Below are 15,131 nucleotides of genomic sequence, written 5' to 3' on the forward strand. Positions count from 1 at the left end.
GCTCTAACCAACTGAGCTACCGGCCCCGAGGGTGCTCGCGGTGGGCGGGCTGCCTCTTGAGGTGCAGGTCAAGATACCGCACCGGTCACGGGGGCCGGGGGACCGGGCGGTTGGTGCGGATGGGTGAAGGGTAGCGCCCGATAGGACCCTCGCGCAGTGTGTGCTCACCCGAATACGGTGAGTGCAGCGGCGGCGCCTGCCGCGATCGGCGACCCGGCCCAGGTCGTGCGACGGGTTCCTGGACGCGGCCGGAGAGGGGCTATGGACTTCGCCAAGAGTGTGCGGGACCGGGTGCTGGTGTGTGACGGGGCGATGGGCACGATGCTCCACACCGCGGGCAACTCCCTGGACCGGGCCCTGTCCGAGCTGAACCTGTCCAATCCCGAGCTGGTCAGCATGGTCCACGAGGCCTACGTCGCGGCGGGGGCCGACATTCTGCTGACCAACACGTTCGGCGCCAACCGGTTGCGGCTGGCCGGGCAGGGGTGTTCCGCGGCGGTGCGGGACGTCAACCTCGCGGGGGTCCGCCTCGCCCGGCAGGCGCGGCGCGGGGCCGGGCGGCCGGTGTTCGTGGGCGGGTCCGTGTCGCCCGCGGCGAGTGTGGGTCAGCGCGGCAGTGTGCGGTCCGGTGAGCGGGCCGAGGTGATCGGCGAGCAGGTGCGGGCGCTCGTCGACGGCGGGGTGGACCTGCTGGTGCTCGAGACCTTCGGCTACCTCGACGAACTGGTCGAGGCGGTGGAGGTCGCGGCGTCCCTGGCCGACGTGCCCATTCTCGCGCAGGCGACCTTCACGGAGGCCGGTGAGACGCTCGGCGGCGAGACGGTGGGAGAGGTGGCGCGGGCCCTGGAAAGCATGCCCGTCGCGGCGCTCGGCGCCAACTGCACTGCCGGGCCCCAGCACATGCTCGCCATCGTCGAGGATTTCCGCCGCCATACCGTGCTTCCGGTCGGCGTCCAGCCCAACGCCGGGCTTCCCCGCCGCCGCGGCACCCGATTCGAGTACATTGTGGACGGAGAGTACTTCGGCCGGTACGGCCGCCGTTACGTCGAGCAGGGTGCCTCGATCGTCGGCGGCTGCTGCGGTACCACACCCGCCCACCTGCGTGCCCTGACCCGCGCGCTCGCCGACCTGCGGCCCGTCGAGCCGGTCCGCGCGCAACCGGCACGCCGCACCGTCGCCGTGCCGCGGCACGGCGTGCTCGCCCGCCACCTGGCCGAGAAGGATTTCGTGGTGGCCGCCGAGTTCACCGGCGAGACCGACGACGTGACGGGACTGCACGAGGCCGACCTCCTTTTCCTCGGACCGGCGGTGTCCGTCAACGAGGCACTGGAGTTGGCGCGCAAGGCCGGGATCGAGACCGTCGCCACGGTCGCGGCCTGGGACAGGGCGATCACCACCCTCCAGGCCGACCTGCTCGGCGCGCACGCCGCCGGGCTCCGGACGCTCGTGTGCGAGACCGGCGCCCCGCCGCCCCGGGGCGAGTACCCCCGCGGCGGCTGGGAGGTCGATTCCCTCGGCCTCATCGAACTGCTCGCCGGGCTCAACGCGGGGCGCGACCACAACGGCCACACCCTCGCCATCAGAACGTCGTTCCACATCGGGGCCCGCTTCAACCCCGGCGCGCACGACGTGGACGCCGAACTGGCCCGTACCCGGGCCAAGATCGCCGCGGGCGCGCACTTCCTCGTCACCAGGCCGGTCTACGAACTGGACCGGCTGACCGGGATGCTCGCCGAACTGTCCGAAGAGGACATCCCGGTGCTGGTGACCGTCTCCCCGCTGACCGGTTACGCCGAGGCCGAGTACCTCACCCACGAGGTGCCCGACGTGACGATTCCTCGCGCCGCACTGGCCGCCCTGGAAAACACCGCTCACGGGCCGGAGACCGGGCTGGCGCTGGCCGCCGACCTGGTCGCACGGGCCCGTGAGACGGTGCAGGGCGTGGTGATCAGGGCTCGCGGCGGAATGCCGCGCTCCCTGCTCAGGGCGTGACGCCGAACTGGTTCGCCAGATCGGTCAGCATGGCCTGCGCGCCCTGCAGGCTCACCGAGGTGAACCACGTGGTGTCGTCGACGTCGGCGACCTTGCCCTTGAGCGTGCCCCACAACGGGTTCGATTCGAACCGTGCCTTCGGGTTCTCGGCGTTCTTCGTTTCGTCCTCATAGGACGCGACGAAGACCCGGTCCGCGTCGAGCTTGGCGATGTCCTCCTGGCTGAGGTCCACCGAGATCTTGCTCCGCGTGTCGGGCTGCCCGGCGGGCCGGGTCAGTCCGGTGTCGGCCATCACGACCCCGGGGAACGACGCGCTGCTGTAGAGCCGCACGGTCGGTTCGCCCTCCACGAACCGCACCACCGACACCGTGGGCTGCGTGCCCAGCTTCGCCTTGATCTCGTCCCCGATGCGCTTGGCGCGCTGCTCGTAGGCGCCGATCTTCTGTTCGGCCAGCGCTTCCTTGCCCAGCGCCCTGGCCAGCAGCCGGATGTTGTCCTTCCAGGAAGCGCCGGTGGTCTGGCTGAACACGGTCGGCGCGACCTTGGCGAACTGGTCGTAGTACTTCTCGTGCCGCACCTTCGCCGAGACGATCAGGTCGGGCTTGATGTCGTACAACTGCTCGACGTCCGGGCTCTGCAGCGGCCCGATTTCCTTGGCGCCGTCGGCATATTTGCGGTCGTCGCCGAGGTAGCCGGGAAGCTTGTCGTAGTTGCGGTACTTGGTGTAGGCGACGACGGTGGTTTCGAGTGCGAGGGCGGCGTCGACGTAGCTGGAGTCGAGTGCCGCCACGGTCTTCGGCGGCGAGTCGATCACGGTCGAGCCCATCGCGTGCTCGATGGTCCGGGGCCATCCGGCCTGCGCTGCTCCCGTCGCCGCCGGTTCGCCACTCCCGCCACCGCAGGCGGTGAGCGTGAGGGAGGCGATCGCGGTCAGTGCCAGGGTTACCCGCCGAAGTCTCGTCATCGCGCCACTCTCTTTCGGTTAGGCTTACCTAACTAGGATAGGATGATGTTCGCCCGGTCCGGAAGATCCGGTGCGGCAGGACACAGGGGGTGGCGTGACGCGGACGGTCACGGTGGCGGTGTCCCACCGCCGGAGACGCCGGCTCACCGGACTGGCCGCGCTCGTCGCGCTGCTGCTCGTGATCTGCGCGGCGAGCGTGGCGATCGGCGCCAAATCCCTCCCGCCCGGCGAGGTCTGGACCGCGCTGCGCCACCCCACGGGCACCGAAGCCGACCTCATCGTCCGTTCCCTGCGCCTGCCGCGCACCGTGCTCGGTCTGCTCGCCGGGCTCGCCCTCGGCGCCGCCGGGGCGCTCATGCAGGGCCACACCCGCAACCCGCTGGCCGACCCCGGACTGCTCGGGGTCACGCACGGCGCCGCGTTCGCGGTCGTGTTCGCGGTGGTCGTGCTGCACGTGACCGGCCTCTACGGCTTCATCTGGTTCGGTTTCGCGGGCGCGCTGCTCGCCAGTGTCGCCGTCTTCCTGCTCGGCGCCGTCGGCGGACGCGGCGCCACCCCGGTCACGCTCGCGCTGGCCGGGGCGGCGGTGAGCGCCCTGCTGCAGGGGTTCATCTCGGCCATCGTGCTCGGCGACGAGCGGGGCATGGACGTCTACCGGTTCTGGCGCATCGGCTCGATCGCCGGGCGCGACTACGCGGTGGTCGGCCAGATCGCCCCGTTCCTCGTGCTCGGCCTGCTGCTCGCGCTTGCCGGCACGACCGGCCTGAACACCCTCGCCCTCGGCGAAGACGTGGCGAGGACGCTCGGCCAGCGCGTGCTGCTCACCCGCACGCTCGGCGTGCTGGCGATCACCCTGCTGACCGGGTCCGCCGTGGCCGCCTGCGGGCCGATCGCCTTCCTCGGCCTGGTCGTCCCGCATCTCGCCCGGGCGATCACCGGCCCCGACTACCGCTGGCTGGTCCCGTTTTCCGCGCTGCTGGGCGCGATCCTGCTGCTGGCCGCGGACGTGGCGGGCCGCGCGCTGACCGGGGACAGCTTCGAGGTCGGCATCCTGCTGGCGCTGGCCGGTGCGCCGGTGTTCATCCTGCTCGTGCGCGGAAAGGGGCTGAGCAAGCTGTGACCGCTCGCCGCGTACTCGCCGCGGGGCCGGTGGCCTGGGTGCTGCGGCCGCGGACGCTCGTGATCGCCGCGCTCGTGGCGCTGCTGCTGGTCCTGGCCGCCGCGCTGAACATCGGGCTCGGCAGTTCGCACATCGGCGTGCTCGACGTGCTGCGGACCCTGCTCGGCGGCGGAACCCGCCGCGAACGCGGGATCATCTTCGACCTGCGCCTGCCGCGCACGCTCGCCGGTCTCCTGGTCGGCGCCGCGCTCGGGTTGTCCGGGACGGTCTTCCAGTCCGTCGCCCGCAACCCGCTGGCCAGCCCCGACATCCTCGGCATCACCTGGGGCGCCGGGGTGGGCGCGGTCGGCGCGATCGTGGCAGGCGGATACCGCGGCCAGGTCAGCGGCTGGGTGGGCGCCCTCGGCGTGCCGCTCGCGGGCCTGCTCGGCGGGCTGCTGGCCGGGGTGCTGCTGTACGCGCTGTCGTGGCGGCGGGGGATCGACGGCTACCGCATGGTGCTGATCGGCATCGGGTTGTGGGCCATCGGCTACAACATCGTGAACTGGCTGCTCGCCGCGGGCGACGTGAACGACGCGGCGCGCGCGACCACCTGGCTGGTCGGCAACCTCGCCGACGTGGGCTGGGATGCGGTGGGCCCGGTACTGCTCGCCCTGGTCGTGCTGGTGCCCGTCACCCTGATCAGCGCGCGCACCATCGGCGGGCTGCGGTTCGGCGACGAGACGGCGCGCGGCCTCGGCATCCGGGTCGACGGGGCGCGCGGCGCGCTGCTGCTGCTCGCCGCCGCGCTGGCTTCGGTCGCGACCGCCGCGGCCGGGCCGATCGCCTTCGTCGCGCTGGCCACCCCGCAGATCGCGGTGCGGCTGGTGCGGTCCGCGCAACCACCGCTGGTCACGTCGATGCTGCTCGGGGCGCTGCTCACGGTCGGCGCGGACCTGGCCACCCGGCTGGTCCTGCCGGGACTCCCGGTCGGGGTGCTCACCGCGATCCTCGGCGCGCCCTACCTGATCTTCCTGTTCGTCCGGAGCCGCCGGGAGGCGCGAGCGTGACGTCGCGATTGCGGGCGCAAGCCCTGAAACTGGCCTACGGCGACCGCGTGGTGGTCGACGGCCTCGACCTGGACGTCCTCGACGGGACGATCACCGCGATCATCGGGCCGAACGGCTGCGGCAAGTCCACCCTGCTGCGCGCGCTGGCCCGGCTGCTCGCGCCCCGGGAGGGCGCGGTCCTGCTCGACGGCAAGCGGATCGACCGCCTGCCCACCCGCGAGGTCGCCCGGATCGTCGGCCTGCTGCCGCAGGCGCCGTCCGCGCCGGAGGGCCTCACCGTCGCCGACCTCGTCTCGCGCGGCCGCCACCCCCACCAGCGCTGGTACCGCCAGTGGTCGGCGGACGACCAGGAGGCGATCGACCGCGCGCTGCGCCTGACCGGGATGGACGAACTGGCGGACCGCGTGGTGGACCAGCTTTCCGGCGGGCAGCGCCAGCGCGCCTGGATCTCGATGACGCTGGCGCAGGAAACCGGGCTGCTGCTGCTCGACGAGCCGATCACCTACCTCGACCTCGCGCACCAGGTCGACGTGCTCGACCTGGTCTACCGCCTGCACGCCGAGCGCGGCACGACGGTGGTGATGGTGCTGCACGATTTGAACCTCGCGGCCCGCTACGCGGACACGCTCGTCGCGATGCGGGACGGGCGGATCGTGGCGCAGGGCGAGCCGGGCGCGGTGCTCACCGAACCGCTGCTGGCAGAGGTGTTCGGGCTGGCCGCGAAGGTCCTGCCCGACCCGGTGGCGGGCACCCCGCTCGTGATCCCGGTCAGCGCCCATCTGCGAGCGCCGTGAGGGGGTGGGCCGTCAACCGGCACCGCCGCGGGTTCTGACGTGGTTCCTCGCGAGGACAGCTCTTCCGCGGTGAATTGACATTCATGAGGAAGAGATCCCACAGCGAGGGACCGCGTCAGGTTCCGCCACCCGCACCGCCCCGCAAACCTTTCCCATCAACCGCCCTACCGGTCCAGGCGGGGGTAGACGACCTGCTCCATGAGGAGTTGCAGCGCGGCCGCCACGGGGATGGCCACCAGGATGCCGACGAGGCCGAGCAGCACGCCGCCGATCACCGTGGCGACGATCGTGACCACCGCGGGCACCTTCACCACGCGGCCGATGACCTTCGGGATGAGCACGTAGTCCTCGACGAACCGGTACACGAGGATGTAGGCGATCGTGGCGAACGCGGCCGCGGGCGACACCGACAGCGCGACGAGGCTGACCACGATGCCCGCGCTCGTCCAGCCGATGATCGGGATGAGGTCGAGGATCGCGACGAGCAGGGCGAGCAGCACCGCGTACGGGATGCCCCACGGCACGCACCACACGAAGATCGCCAGCCCCGCGATCAGCGAGGTGAGCAGGTTGCCGAGCACGAACGCGCCGACCTTCGACAGCATTTCGTCGCCGAGCTGGGTGGCCCGGGCGCGCCGGGCGCGGGGCACGAGCCGGTAGAGCGCGGTCCGGATCCGGGGCAGGTCGGCCAGGAAGTACAGGCTCAGCACGATCACCGTCAGCGTGGACACGACCGCGTCGAACACGAACCGGCCCGCACCGAGAAGTCCCTGCGCCAGCTCCGATCCGTGCTGGCTGAGCAGCGCTTCCAGCCGCTGCTGCAGCTGGAACCGGTCGTTGAGCCTGCCGAGCAGCGAGCTGTGGTCCTGCAACTGGTGGGCGAACTGCGGCAGTTGGTTGACGAACTGGCCTGCCTCGGCGACCAGCGGCGGGATCGCGGCGGTGAGGAAACCGGCGAACACGCCGACCGCGGCCAGCGACACCGTGGTGACCGCCGCCCAGCGCGGCAGCTTCACCCGCGCGAGCCACCGCACGGCCGGGTCGAGCCCCACCGCGACGAAGCCGGCGACGCCGATCAGGATCAGCACGCTCTGGGCCGCCAGGACGATCTGCGCGAGCGCGTAGGTGACCGCGACCCCGGCGGCGCCGATCAGGCCGACCCGGAATGGTGATCGTCGCTGGGTGTCGTCCCCGGAATCAGCCATACCCACGATGATCGTCGAACGCGGCGGAAAGGCTGGGGGCGAGCGTCACCGCAACGAGTGACCTTGGGCCCGGTTCGACGGCCGCCGGGGCGAGCCGTGAAGGGTCCCTTCACAGTCGATTCGACTGTGAAGGGACCCTTCACGGCACAAGGCGTGCGCCGCCTACGAGCGGAGCCCGGATCCTCCGCCGATCACGATGTTCTCCCCGGTGATGAAGGCGGCCGCGTCCGAGGCGAGGAACGCCACGGTCTCGGCGATCTCTTCGCTCGTGCCGAACCTCCCGAGGGGAATGCCGTCGGCGATCGCCTCCAGCGCTTCGGGCGGCAGCCCGTGCTTGTCCCAGATCCCGGTCCGGACCGCGCCGGGGCTGACGGCGTTGACCCGGATTTTCCGGGGTGCCAGTTCGAGGGCGAGCGTGGGCACCATCGACAGGAGCGCTCCCTTCGACGCCGCAGCGACGGATCCGCCGGGGACGCCCCGGATGGCGCCGAGACCGATCGTGAAGAGGACCGATCCGCCTTCGCGCAGCAGGGGAAGAGCCTTCTGCAGGGTGAAGAACTGGCCCTTGAAGTTGACGTCGAACAGGTCGTCGAAGGTGGCTTCGTCGACCGCTTCGACCGGCAGGGCCCGCACGATCCCGGCGTTGAGGAACAGGACGTCGAGCCCGCCGAAGCGGTCGCGGGTCTCCTCCACGACCCGGTCGGTGTCGGCCAGTGACCGGGAGTCGGCCCGGACCACCACGATGTCTTCCGGGAGTTCCCTCCTGGCCACGGCGAGCGTGTCGGGGTTCTGCCCGGTCACGATCACCTGGTAGCCGCGCCGGTGCAGCGCTTCGGCACTGGCCCTGCCGATTCCGCTGGTGCCGCCGGTGATCAGGGCGGTGCGTGGGGACAAGTTCGTCTCTCCTTCGGTCAAGCGGTGAAGTAGTGGTCTTTTTCGAGATCGGCGAGGAGGTCCGCGTGGGTGGGCTCCCAGCCGAGCCGCTGCCGGGTCAAGGCGTTCGACGCCGGGGTGTCCAGCGAGAAGACCGCGCCGAGGAAGCCGAAGTGGGCGGCCGCCTCCTCGCTCGGAACGGAGGCCACCGGCAGGTCCAGCCGCCGTCCGATGACTTCGGCGATGTCCCGCGTCGCCACACTCTCGTCGCCGACGCCGTGCCACCGGGTGCCCGCCTCCGCGTGTTCCAGTGCGAGCCGGAACAGATGCGCGGCGTCGAGCTGGTGCACGGCGGCCCAGCGGTTGGCGCCGTCGTCCGCAAAGGCCGAAACACCCTTCTCGCGGGCGACGCCGATCAGCTGCGGGACGAAGCCGTGCTTGTCGGCGTCGCTGTGCACCGACGGTGGCAGCCGGACCACGGAGACGCGCACGCCACGTCCGGCGAAGGACAGTGCGAGTTCCTCCGACGCGAATCGGAGCGCCGCGGGCGACCCCGGCCCGGGCGTGCTCTCCTCCGTCGCGGGACGGCCGTGGACGAGGCCGGTGGTGCCGGACGTGATGACGAAGGGCCGTCCGGATCCGGCGAGCGCTTCGCCGAGGGCCTCGATGGCACGCTGGTCCGTCTCGACGGCGGCCGCGAAGTGGGCGAAGTCGTGGACGAACGCGGTGTGGATCACGCCGTCGGCGTCCGCCGCGGCGGCGCGCAGACTGTCCGGATCCTCCAGAGTGCCGCGGTGCACCTCGGCCCCGGCTGCGGACAGCGAAGCGGCGGAGGCGTCCGAGCGGGCGAGCCCGAGGACCTGATGCCCGGCGCCCGCCAACTCGCGGACGACGGCGCTCCCGACGAATCCGGTGGCGCCGGTGACGAACACACGCATGGGTTGGTGTACTCCTCGAAAAAGTGGTGGACCCGGCCTGCCCGGCCGGTGCTTCCACCGTGCTCCCGCGCGGCGGCGAGCGTCCAAGTCCCGTTCCTCATCGCGCCATTCGATCGAGGCATCACCGCAGTACGATGCGGCTGTGCCCGACTCTGCGGATCTCGATCTGCGCCTGGTTCGCTATTTCGTCGCCGTCGCCGAGCACCGGCATTTCGGCCGTGCGGCCGCGGCGCTGCGCGTCGCGCAACCGTCGCTGAGCAGGCAGATCCGCCGTCTCGAACAGCAGATGGGCGCGCGCCTGCTCGATCGCGACCCGCGGGGCACCCGGCTCACCGAGGCCGGGGAGGTCTTCCTGCCCAGGGCCGAGGCGCTGCTGCGCTCGGCCGCCGAGGCCACGGCGCACACCCGTGCGGCCGCACAGCCCGGCCGGGTCACCATCGGCTACACCCCGGGCCTGATCGTCACCCCGGCCGTGCGGCAGTTGCGGCGCCGCCATCCGGACGCCGACGTGCGCGCGGTGCACGTGGCCTGGAACGAACCGCGTGAGGCGCTGTCCGGCCACCGGGTGGACGCGCTGGTGACCCGGCTGCCGCTCGCCACCGACGGGATGCACGTGACGGTCCTCTACGCCGAACCGCGGGTGCTGGTGGTGTCGCTGGACCACCGGCTGGCAGGCAGGGAATCGGTCACCCTGGACGACATCGCGGACGAACCCCTGCCCCGGTTCCCGGATTCCGACCCGGTCCGGAGCGCTTTCTGGCGGCTGGAACCCCGGCCCGGCGGCCGTCCCGCGCCCGACGGGCCGGTCATCGAAGCACTGGAGGACAAGTTCGAGATCATCGCGTCCGGACAGGCCGTGGCCATCGCGGCGGGCAGCCACACCGGCGGCTTGCGGCGCGACCTCACCACCATCCCGATCGAGGGCGTCGAACCGAGTCGCGTCGTGCTCGTCACGCGCGCCGACGAGCGCAGCCGCCTGGTGGCCGCGTTCCGCGAGTACGCCCAGACCCTCCTCACCGGACCGGCTGTGCGCGGATAGGTTCGCGGGGCGGGCGCACGCCTTGCGTCGGCCACGGGGACCGCGATACGTTATCTGCATGCACATGCATGCAAAGCGCTCCGAGGTCGCGCCCCGGGGCGGCCTGGGTTCGCGGTGGTCGGAGGTGGCGGCGTTCACCTCCGCGATCGACGCGGCCCTGGGCAAGTGGCTCGCGGATGTGCATCGGATCGGGCTGACGGAGTACCGGGCCTTGGCGCATCTGGCGCAGGCGCCGGACCGGGAGTTGCGGGTCAACGATCTCGCCCAGAAGGTCGGCCTGAACCAGAGTTCGGCAACCCGGCTGGTCAGCCGGCTGGAGGAGAAGGGGGTCGCCAAGCGCGACATCTGCCCCGATGACGGCCGCGGCGTCTACGCGGTCCTCACCGGGCAGGGTGAGGCGCTTGTGCGAGAAGTGCGGGGCCCCTACGAGGAGCGCATCGGCGAACTTCTTCGTGATGCGTCGGCGGAGGTCCGGCATCTGGACGTGCGGCAACTCGGAGATGCTCTCCGGCGAATCGCCGACACCATCACCCCCTGATCGAGGGTGTGGGGCGAACTGGTCTACCCGGCGGCATAAACATGTATGTACATACAGAAAGGAGCTTGGGTGAGCACCGGAGTCGAAGTGTTCGTGGATTACGTGTGCCCGTACTGCTTCCTGGTCGAGGGCGCGGTGGCCCGGTTGAAGCGTGAGCGGGATGTCGAGGTGGTGATCCGTCCCTTCGAACTGCGGCCGGATCCCGTGCCGACGCTGCGGCCGGAGGACGACTATCTGCCGCGAGTGTGGAACGGGTCGGTGTACCCGATGGCGCGGCGGCTGGGGGTGGAGATCGCCCTGCCTTCGGTCTCGCCGCAGCCACGCACCGCGAAGGCCTTCATGGTGCTGCAACTGGCACAGGAGCGGAGGCTGGGTGAGGAGTACTCCGGGGCGGTGTTCCGCGCGTTCTTCCAGCAGGACCGCGACGTCGGCGACGACGAGGTGATCATCGAGGTCGCAACCTCGGTCGGTCTCGACGCCGCCGAAGTCCGGCACGCGCTGGCGAGCCCGGAGCGCCGCGACCGCCAGGTGGAGGCTCAGCGATACGCGTCCGAAGAGGTCGGGGTCACGGCGGTGCCGAGTTTCCGGATCGGCGGACGACGGTATTCCGGTGTGCTCGACGCCACCGGGCTGATCGAAGCCGTGGATCAGTCGCAGGCCCCGGAGCGGGCATCGTGACCCACGACGCTGTCGCTCTCAGCACGCTGATGGCTCGGGCGGTCGAGTTCGGTACACGGCACGTCGAGAAGGGCGGACTGCCTTTCGTCGGCCAACTCGTCGGCCCGGATGGCTATGCCTCCGAGTACGGGGTGAACCGGGTCCACGAGACCGGAGACGCCACGGCGCACGCCGAGATCGTGGCCATGCGCCTCGCCCTGACGGAGCGTGGCACCCCGGATCTCGCCGGAACCCGGCTGCTGGCGACGGGCGAACCGTGCGGCCTGTGCTACCGCTTCGCGCTCGACCAGCGGGTCGAACACATCTACGTGGCCGTCGACGCGGAGACGGTGGCGTCCTGGGGCATCGACTACCTGGCCGGTTACCCGGCGTTCGGGATCGACCGGGCTCGTCTGCGACGCGATGGCCTCGTCCGCGATCTGCCCGTCGAGGCGGGAGACGAGCCCTTCCAACGCTTCACCCAGGCGGTGTTCCCGCGCCGCTCTTGCTCATCGGCACCCCCGACGAAAGGACCATCATGAGTTGGCTCTACCTGGCGATCGCCGTCGTCTTCGAGGTCGCGGTCGCGATCAGTGCGAGCAACGCGAAGGGATTCAGGCGGCTGTGGTGGACCATCGCCACGCTCGTCACCGGCGGCATCGGGACGTTCTTCCTCAGCCTCGCGCTGCTGACCTTCGACGTCGGAGTCGGCTACGCACTGTGGACCTCGATCGCCGGGGTCGGGATCGTCGTCGTCGGCGCCCTGTTCCTGGGGCAACGCCTGACCCGGAAGAAACTCCTCGGCATCGCCGTCGTGATCATCGGCGTCATCGGCCTGCAACTCAGCGGCGCCGCCTGAGCTCCGCCCTCCGAATTTTTCTTCCTCCCCAAGCTGTTCGTACGAAAGGACCCCTTGCATGACAACCGGCACCACCTCCGGCAAGACCCTCTCCTGGTTCGTGCTGCTCCTGGCCGGCGTGTTCGAAATCGGCTATGCCCTCAGCGTCAACGGCAGTCACGGATTCACCCGGCTGAACTGGTCGCTCGTCGCGGTCGTGTTCTTCCTGCTGACCCTGTTCAGCCTCAGCGTCGCGCTCAAGGGCATCGACGTCGGCATCGGCTACGCCGTCTGGGCCGGTATCGGCGCGGTCGGCGCGGCACTGCTCGGCCCGGTGTTCTTCCAAGAAACCCTGACACCCGCTCGCGCCTTCTGGCTGGCGGTGATCATCGCGGGCGTCGTCTGGCTCAAACTCGCCGACAGTCCCGCCCTGGCATCCCAGCCCGGCGAGGTTCCTGCTAGGCCGTGAGGGTGAGCTCGCCCAGCGAGCCGAACCTCGCGCGGACGCGGGAGCCGGGGGCAAGCGGGACGGCGTCGAGCAGGCCGCCGGTGAAGACGAGCCAGCCGGGCTCGATCGCCTGCCCCCGGGTGCACAGGTCGTTGGCGGCCAGCGCGAGCGCCGCGGCGGGGCTGCCCAGGACGGCCGCCCCGGTGGCGGAACCGGCGGGCCCGCCGTCGGCCTCCAGCACGCAGGTTTCCGCGCTCACGTCGAGGTCCCCGGGGTCCCTCACGACGGAACCGAGCACGTAGCCCGCCGAGGAAGCGTTGTCCGCGATCACGTCGGGGAGCGTGAACCGGAACCGGCGGAAGCGGCTGTCGATCACTTCCAGCCCGGCCCGGACCTCCGCCACCGCGGCCAGCGCGTCCTCGGGGGTCACCCCCGGGCCCGCCAGGCGTTCACCCATGACCAGGACGATTTCCGGCTCGGCCCGGGGGTGGATGAACCGCGGCAGCGGGACGGGCTCGCCCGCCGCCAGCGCCATGGCGTCGGTGAGCCAGCCGGTCAGCGGGGTGTCGACGCCCATGGCCCGCTGTTTCGCCCTCGACGTGAGGCCGAGCTTGATCCCGGTGATGCGCTGCCCGCCCGAAAGGCGGCGCCGCAGCGTTTCGGTCTGGACGGCGTAGGCGGTCGGGACGTCGAGGCCGGGCCACTGCTCGGTGAGGGGCCCGCGGTCGCGCACCTCGTGTTCGCAGTCCAGCAGGGCGGTGGCGGCCCGGTCGACGTTCCAGTCGCCCGTCATCGTCCGGCCTTCGCGAGGAATTCGGTGAGCAGCCCGGCGAGTTCGTCCGGCCTTTCCTCGGGGACGAGGTGCCCGCAGCCGGGCAGGACGACGCCGTCGGCGCCGGGCGCGAGGCGGCGCACGAAGGTCAGCATGTTCTGCCCGAGGGAGCGTTCTCCGGCGACGGCCAGCACGGGGATGTCCAGCGGTTCCTCGGCGGCTTCGCGGATCTGGGCGGCGCTCAGCCAGGTGTTGGCGTAGTAGGCACAGGTGGAGCGGACGGCGTCGTCGTCGGCGTAGGCCCGGACGTACACGGCGATGTCCTCGGCGCTCAGGCAGCCGGGGGTCGACCGGCTCATCTGGGCCAGTATCCAGCCGAAGAACCGTTCCTGCTGCCCGCTCAGCAGTTGCTCCGGCAGCCCCGGCGTGGCCAGGAACGGGAAGAACCACAACGGGTTCCACGCCTGGGAGAAGTCCAGCAGGTTTTCCCCGCCGGCGCCCGGGATGCTCGCCTCCAGCGCGGTGAACGACAGCACGCGGTCCCGGTGGGTCGCGGCGAGGTGGTAACCGACGGGGGTGCCCCAGTCGTGGCCGACCACGTGCACGCGCCCGGCGTCCAGCCGGTCCAGCAGGGCGGCCACGTCCGCGGCGACCGTCGCCACGTCGTAGCCGCCCGCCGGCCGTGCGGTTTCCCCCCAGCCGCGCAGGTCGGGCGCGATCACCCGGTACCGCCGGGCGAGCACCGGGATCAGGTGCCGCCACTCGTACCAGGTCTGCGGCCAGCCGTGCAGCAGGACCACCGGGTCACCACCCCCAGCGGTGACCCAATGCATGCGCAGCCCGTTCACGTCCCCGACGTGATGTTCCACCGGCGTCCCCTCCCCGCGCGGGCCTGTCGACGGCGATTCTCCGGTGTGCGGCCCGCCGCCGTCCAATACTCGCTTCGACGGCAGCCGATACCTTTGCGGTATGTCGATGGAGCTCCGGGTGCTGCGCTACGTGGTGGCGGTGGCCGACGAGGGCGGTTTCCAGGCCGCCGCGGACCGGCTGCACATGGCGCAGCCGCCGCTGAGCCGTCAGATCCGGAACCTCGAACGGGAACTGGGAGTCACGCTGTTCGAGCGGCGGCCGACCCGGCTGACCGAAGCGGGCGCGGTGTTCGTCGAGTCCGCGCGGCGGCTGCTCGCTGACGCCGAGGCCATGGTGGAGCAGGCGCGGCGGGTCCAGCCGCAGGCACCGGTGCGGCTCGGCTACGTCGCCAGCACCGCCTACGAGACGGTGCCCGCGCTGATGGAGTTCGTGCCGTGCGAATGCCCGGGCGTGGTGGTCGACGCGCGGGAGGGGTGGTCGCCGGAACTCGAGATCGCCCTGCACGACCGGCGGCTGGACGTGGTGATCTCCCACAGCATCGAGCCGCGCGAGGGGCTCGACCGGTTCGTGCTGCGCCGTGAACCGCTGGTCGCCGTCGTCGGCGAGACGCATCCCCTGGCGGGCCGGGGCGCGGTGTCGCTGCGCGACCTGCGCGGCGAAACGTTCTGCTTCCTCAACCGCCAGCTGGCGCCCGCCTACCACGATTACGTGCTCGCGGCACTGCACAGCACCGGTGAGACCTTCGAGACCTGGGAACATCCGGTGCCGGGGTTGCGGCAGTCGCCGCTGCGGGGCGGGGAAGGGTTCACCGTGGTGTGCCGGTCCGCCGCGGTGCGCCTGCTCGGCGCGCACGCCGCGCTGGAGCTGACGGACGAGTTGCCCCCCGTGGTGATCGAGGCGGTCTGGCGCAGCGGCGCCCTGTCCGCGGCGGCCCAGCGGTTCCTGCGGGCCGCCCGCAAGCTCTCCCACGCCCGGGGCTGGCTGCCTTAGGCCGTGAGGGGCCCCCTCACAGCCCTATTTGCCAGGGCCCCGCC

At 71.4% G+C, this 15,131-nt stretch carries 17 protein-coding genes; 11 read left to right on the forward strand and 6 right to left on the reverse strand.

The genetic code is table 11. The features are described from left to right. Nucleotides 1-261: 261 nt before the first annotated feature. Nucleotides 262-1,992, forward strand: coding sequence for a homocysteine S-methyltransferase family protein (locus FNH05_RS15335; protein WP_144588721.1), 1,731 nt, complete (start codon nt 262-264; stop codon nt 1,990-1,992). On the opposite strand, the gene FNH05_RS15340 is transcribed toward FNH05_RS15335, so the two are convergent. Continuing rightward, complete coding sequence (locus FNH05_RS15340) at nt 1,982-2,956, reverse strand: ABC transporter substrate-binding protein (RefSeq protein ID WP_144588723.1); 975 nt, start codon at nt 2,954-2,956, stop codon at nt 1,982-1,984. The genes FNH05_RS15335 and FNH05_RS15340 overlap by 11 nt on opposite strands. Before the next feature lie 94 nt (nt 2,957-3,050). On the opposite strand from FNH05_RS15340, the gene FNH05_RS15345 reads away from it, so the two are divergent. From FNH05_RS15345 to FNH05_RS15355, 3 genes are read left to right on the forward strand one after another with little or no spacing between them, the layout of a single operon-like run. Continuing rightward, nucleotides 3,051-4,076: a FecCD family ABC transporter permease gene (locus tag FNH05_RS15345; RefSeq protein WP_144588725.1), complete on the forward strand. Its 1,026-nt coding sequence runs from the start codon at nt 3,051-3,053 to the stop codon at nt 4,074-4,076. Next, nucleotides 4,073-5,125, forward strand: a complete 1,053-nt coding sequence (locus FNH05_RS15350; protein ID WP_144588727.1) for a FecCD family ABC transporter permease — start codon at nt 4,073-4,075, stop codon at nt 5,123-5,125. The genes FNH05_RS15345 and FNH05_RS15350 overlap by 4 nt, the downstream gene beginning before the upstream one ends. Further along, nucleotides 5,122-5,919 (forward strand): ABC transporter ATP-binding protein, encoded by a 798-nt coding sequence (locus FNH05_RS15355; protein ID WP_144588729.1) that lies wholly within the window; start codon nt 5,122-5,124, stop codon nt 5,917-5,919. Before FNH05_RS15350 ends, FNH05_RS15355 begins: the two co-directional genes overlap by 4 nt. A 164-nt stretch (nt 5,920-6,083) precedes the next feature. Here the strand turns inward: FNH05_RS15355 and FNH05_RS15360 are convergent, their stop codons facing one another. The 3 genes from FNH05_RS15360 to FNH05_RS15370 all read right to left on the reverse strand — a co-directional run bounded on the left by FNH05_RS15360 (nt 6,084) and on the right by FNH05_RS15370 (nt 8,935). After that, nucleotides 6,084-7,124: an AI-2E family transporter gene (locus FNH05_RS15360; RefSeq protein ID WP_144588731.1), complete on the reverse strand. Its 1,041-nt coding sequence runs from the start codon at nt 7,122-7,124 to the stop codon at nt 6,084-6,086. A 162-nt stretch (nt 7,125-7,286) separates the two neighbouring features. After that, on the reverse strand, nt 7,287-8,018 hold the full coding sequence (locus FNH05_RS15365) for an SDR family oxidoreductase (RefSeq protein WP_144588733.1): 732 nt from the start codon (nt 8,016-8,018) through the stop codon (nt 7,287-7,289). 17 nt (nt 8,019-8,035) lie between these two features. Further along, nucleotides 8,036-8,935, reverse strand: a complete 900-nt coding sequence (locus tag FNH05_RS15370; RefSeq protein ID WP_144588735.1) for an SDR family oxidoreductase — start codon at nt 8,933-8,935, stop codon at nt 8,036-8,038. Nucleotides 8,936-9,077: 142 nt separating this feature from the next. Between FNH05_RS15370 and FNH05_RS15375 the strand changes: the two genes are divergently transcribed. The 6 genes from FNH05_RS15375 (at nt 9,078) to FNH05_RS15400 (ending at nt 12,476) form a co-directional block, all read left to right on the forward strand. Then, on the forward strand, nt 9,078-9,974 hold the full coding sequence (locus tag FNH05_RS15375; RefSeq protein WP_246127756.1) for a LysR family transcriptional regulator: 897 nt from the start codon (nt 9,078-9,080) through the stop codon (nt 9,972-9,974). A 58-nt stretch (nt 9,975-10,032) separates the two neighbouring features. Further along, complete coding sequence (locus tag FNH05_RS15380) at nt 10,033-10,512, forward strand: MarR family winged helix-turn-helix transcriptional regulator (RefSeq protein ID WP_144588737.1); 480 nt, start codon at nt 10,033-10,035, stop codon at nt 10,510-10,512. 69 nt (nt 10,513-10,581) lie between these two features. Continuing rightward, a complete protein-coding gene (locus FNH05_RS15385; protein ID WP_222426619.1) occupies nt 10,582-11,190 on the forward strand; it encodes a DsbA family oxidoreductase in 609 nt (202 codons plus the stop codon). Continuing rightward, on the forward strand, nt 11,187-11,711 hold the full coding sequence (locus FNH05_RS15390; protein WP_246127757.1) for a tRNA-specific adenosine deaminase: 525 nt from the start codon (nt 11,187-11,189) through the stop codon (nt 11,709-11,711). The genes FNH05_RS15385 and FNH05_RS15390 overlap by 4 nt, the downstream gene beginning before the upstream one ends. Continuing rightward, nucleotides 11,708-12,028 (forward strand): DMT family transporter, encoded by a 321-nt coding sequence (locus tag FNH05_RS15395; RefSeq protein ID WP_144588739.1) that lies wholly within the window; start codon nt 11,708-11,710, stop codon nt 12,026-12,028. The genes FNH05_RS15390 and FNH05_RS15395 overlap by 4 nt, the downstream gene beginning before the upstream one ends. Nucleotides 12,029-12,086: 58 nt before the next feature. Continuing rightward, nucleotides 12,087-12,476 carry a DMT family transporter gene (locus FNH05_RS15400; protein WP_144588741.1) on the forward strand — a complete coding sequence of 130 codons (390 nt, stop codon included), beginning with the start codon at nt 12,087-12,089 and terminating at the stop codon, nt 12,474-12,476. On the opposite strand, the gene FNH05_RS15405 is transcribed toward FNH05_RS15400, so the two are convergent. Both FNH05_RS15405 and FNH05_RS15410 read right to left on the reverse strand, forming a co-directional pair. Next, nucleotides 12,466-13,248 (reverse strand): 2-keto-4-pentenoate hydratase, encoded by a 783-nt coding sequence (locus tag FNH05_RS15405; protein ID WP_144588743.1) that lies wholly within the window; start codon nt 13,246-13,248, stop codon nt 12,466-12,468. The genes FNH05_RS15400 and FNH05_RS15405 overlap by 11 nt on opposite strands. Then, entirely contained in the window at nt 13,245-14,096 is an 852-nt protein-coding gene (locus tag FNH05_RS15410; RefSeq protein ID WP_144588745.1) for an alpha/beta fold hydrolase, read from the reverse strand. The genes FNH05_RS15405 and FNH05_RS15410 overlap by 4 nt, the downstream gene beginning before the upstream one ends. Nucleotides 14,097-14,196: 100 nt before the next feature. On the opposite strand from FNH05_RS15410, the gene FNH05_RS15415 reads away from it, so the two are divergent. Then, entirely contained in the window at nt 14,197-15,087 is an 891-nt protein-coding gene (locus tag FNH05_RS15415) for a LysR family transcriptional regulator (protein WP_144588746.1), read from the forward strand. The last annotated feature ends 44 nt before the right edge of the window (nt 15,088-15,131 follow it).

It is taken from the genome of Amycolatopsis rhizosphaerae, from assembly GCF_007713715.1.
Taxonomy (GTDB): Bacteria; Actinomycetota; Actinomycetes; order Mycobacteriales; family Pseudonocardiaceae; genus Amycolatopsis_E; species Amycolatopsis_E rhizosphaerae.

Bases quoted from the DNA above. Each gene is read 5' to 3' on its own strand.
- FNH05_RS15335 (WP_144588721.1), top strand. From the start codon at position 262: ATGGACTTCGCCAAGAGTGTGCGGGACCGGGTGCTGGTGTGTGACGGG.
- FNH05_RS15340 (WP_144588723.1), bottom strand. From the start codon at position 2,956: ATGACGAGACTTCGGCGGGTAACCCTGGCACTGACCGCGATCGCCTCC.
- FNH05_RS15360 (WP_144588731.1), bottom strand. From the start codon at position 7,124: ATGGCTGATTCCGGGGACGACACCCAGCGACGATCACCATTCCGGGTC.
- FNH05_RS15370 (WP_144588735.1), bottom strand. From the start codon at position 8,935: ATGCGTGTGTTCGTCACCGGCGCCACCGGATTCGTCGGGAGCGCCGTC.
- FNH05_RS15380 (WP_144588737.1), top strand. From the start codon at position 10,033: ATGCACATGCATGCAAAGCGCTCCGAGGTCGCGCCCCGGGGCGGCCTG.
- FNH05_RS15395 (WP_144588739.1), top strand. From the start codon at position 11,708: ATGAGTTGGCTCTACCTGGCGATCGCCGTCGTCTTCGAGGTCGCGGTC.
- FNH05_RS15400 (WP_144588741.1), top strand. From the start codon at position 12,087: ATGACAACCGGCACCACCTCCGGCAAGACCCTCTCCTGGTTCGTGCTG.
- FNH05_RS15405 (WP_144588743.1), bottom strand. From the start codon at position 13,248: ATGACGGGCGACTGGAACGTCGACCGGGCCGCCACCGCCCTGCTGGAC.
- FNH05_RS15415 (WP_144588746.1), top strand. From the start codon at position 14,197: ATGTCGATGGAGCTCCGGGTGCTGCGCTACGTGGTGGCGGTGGCCGAC.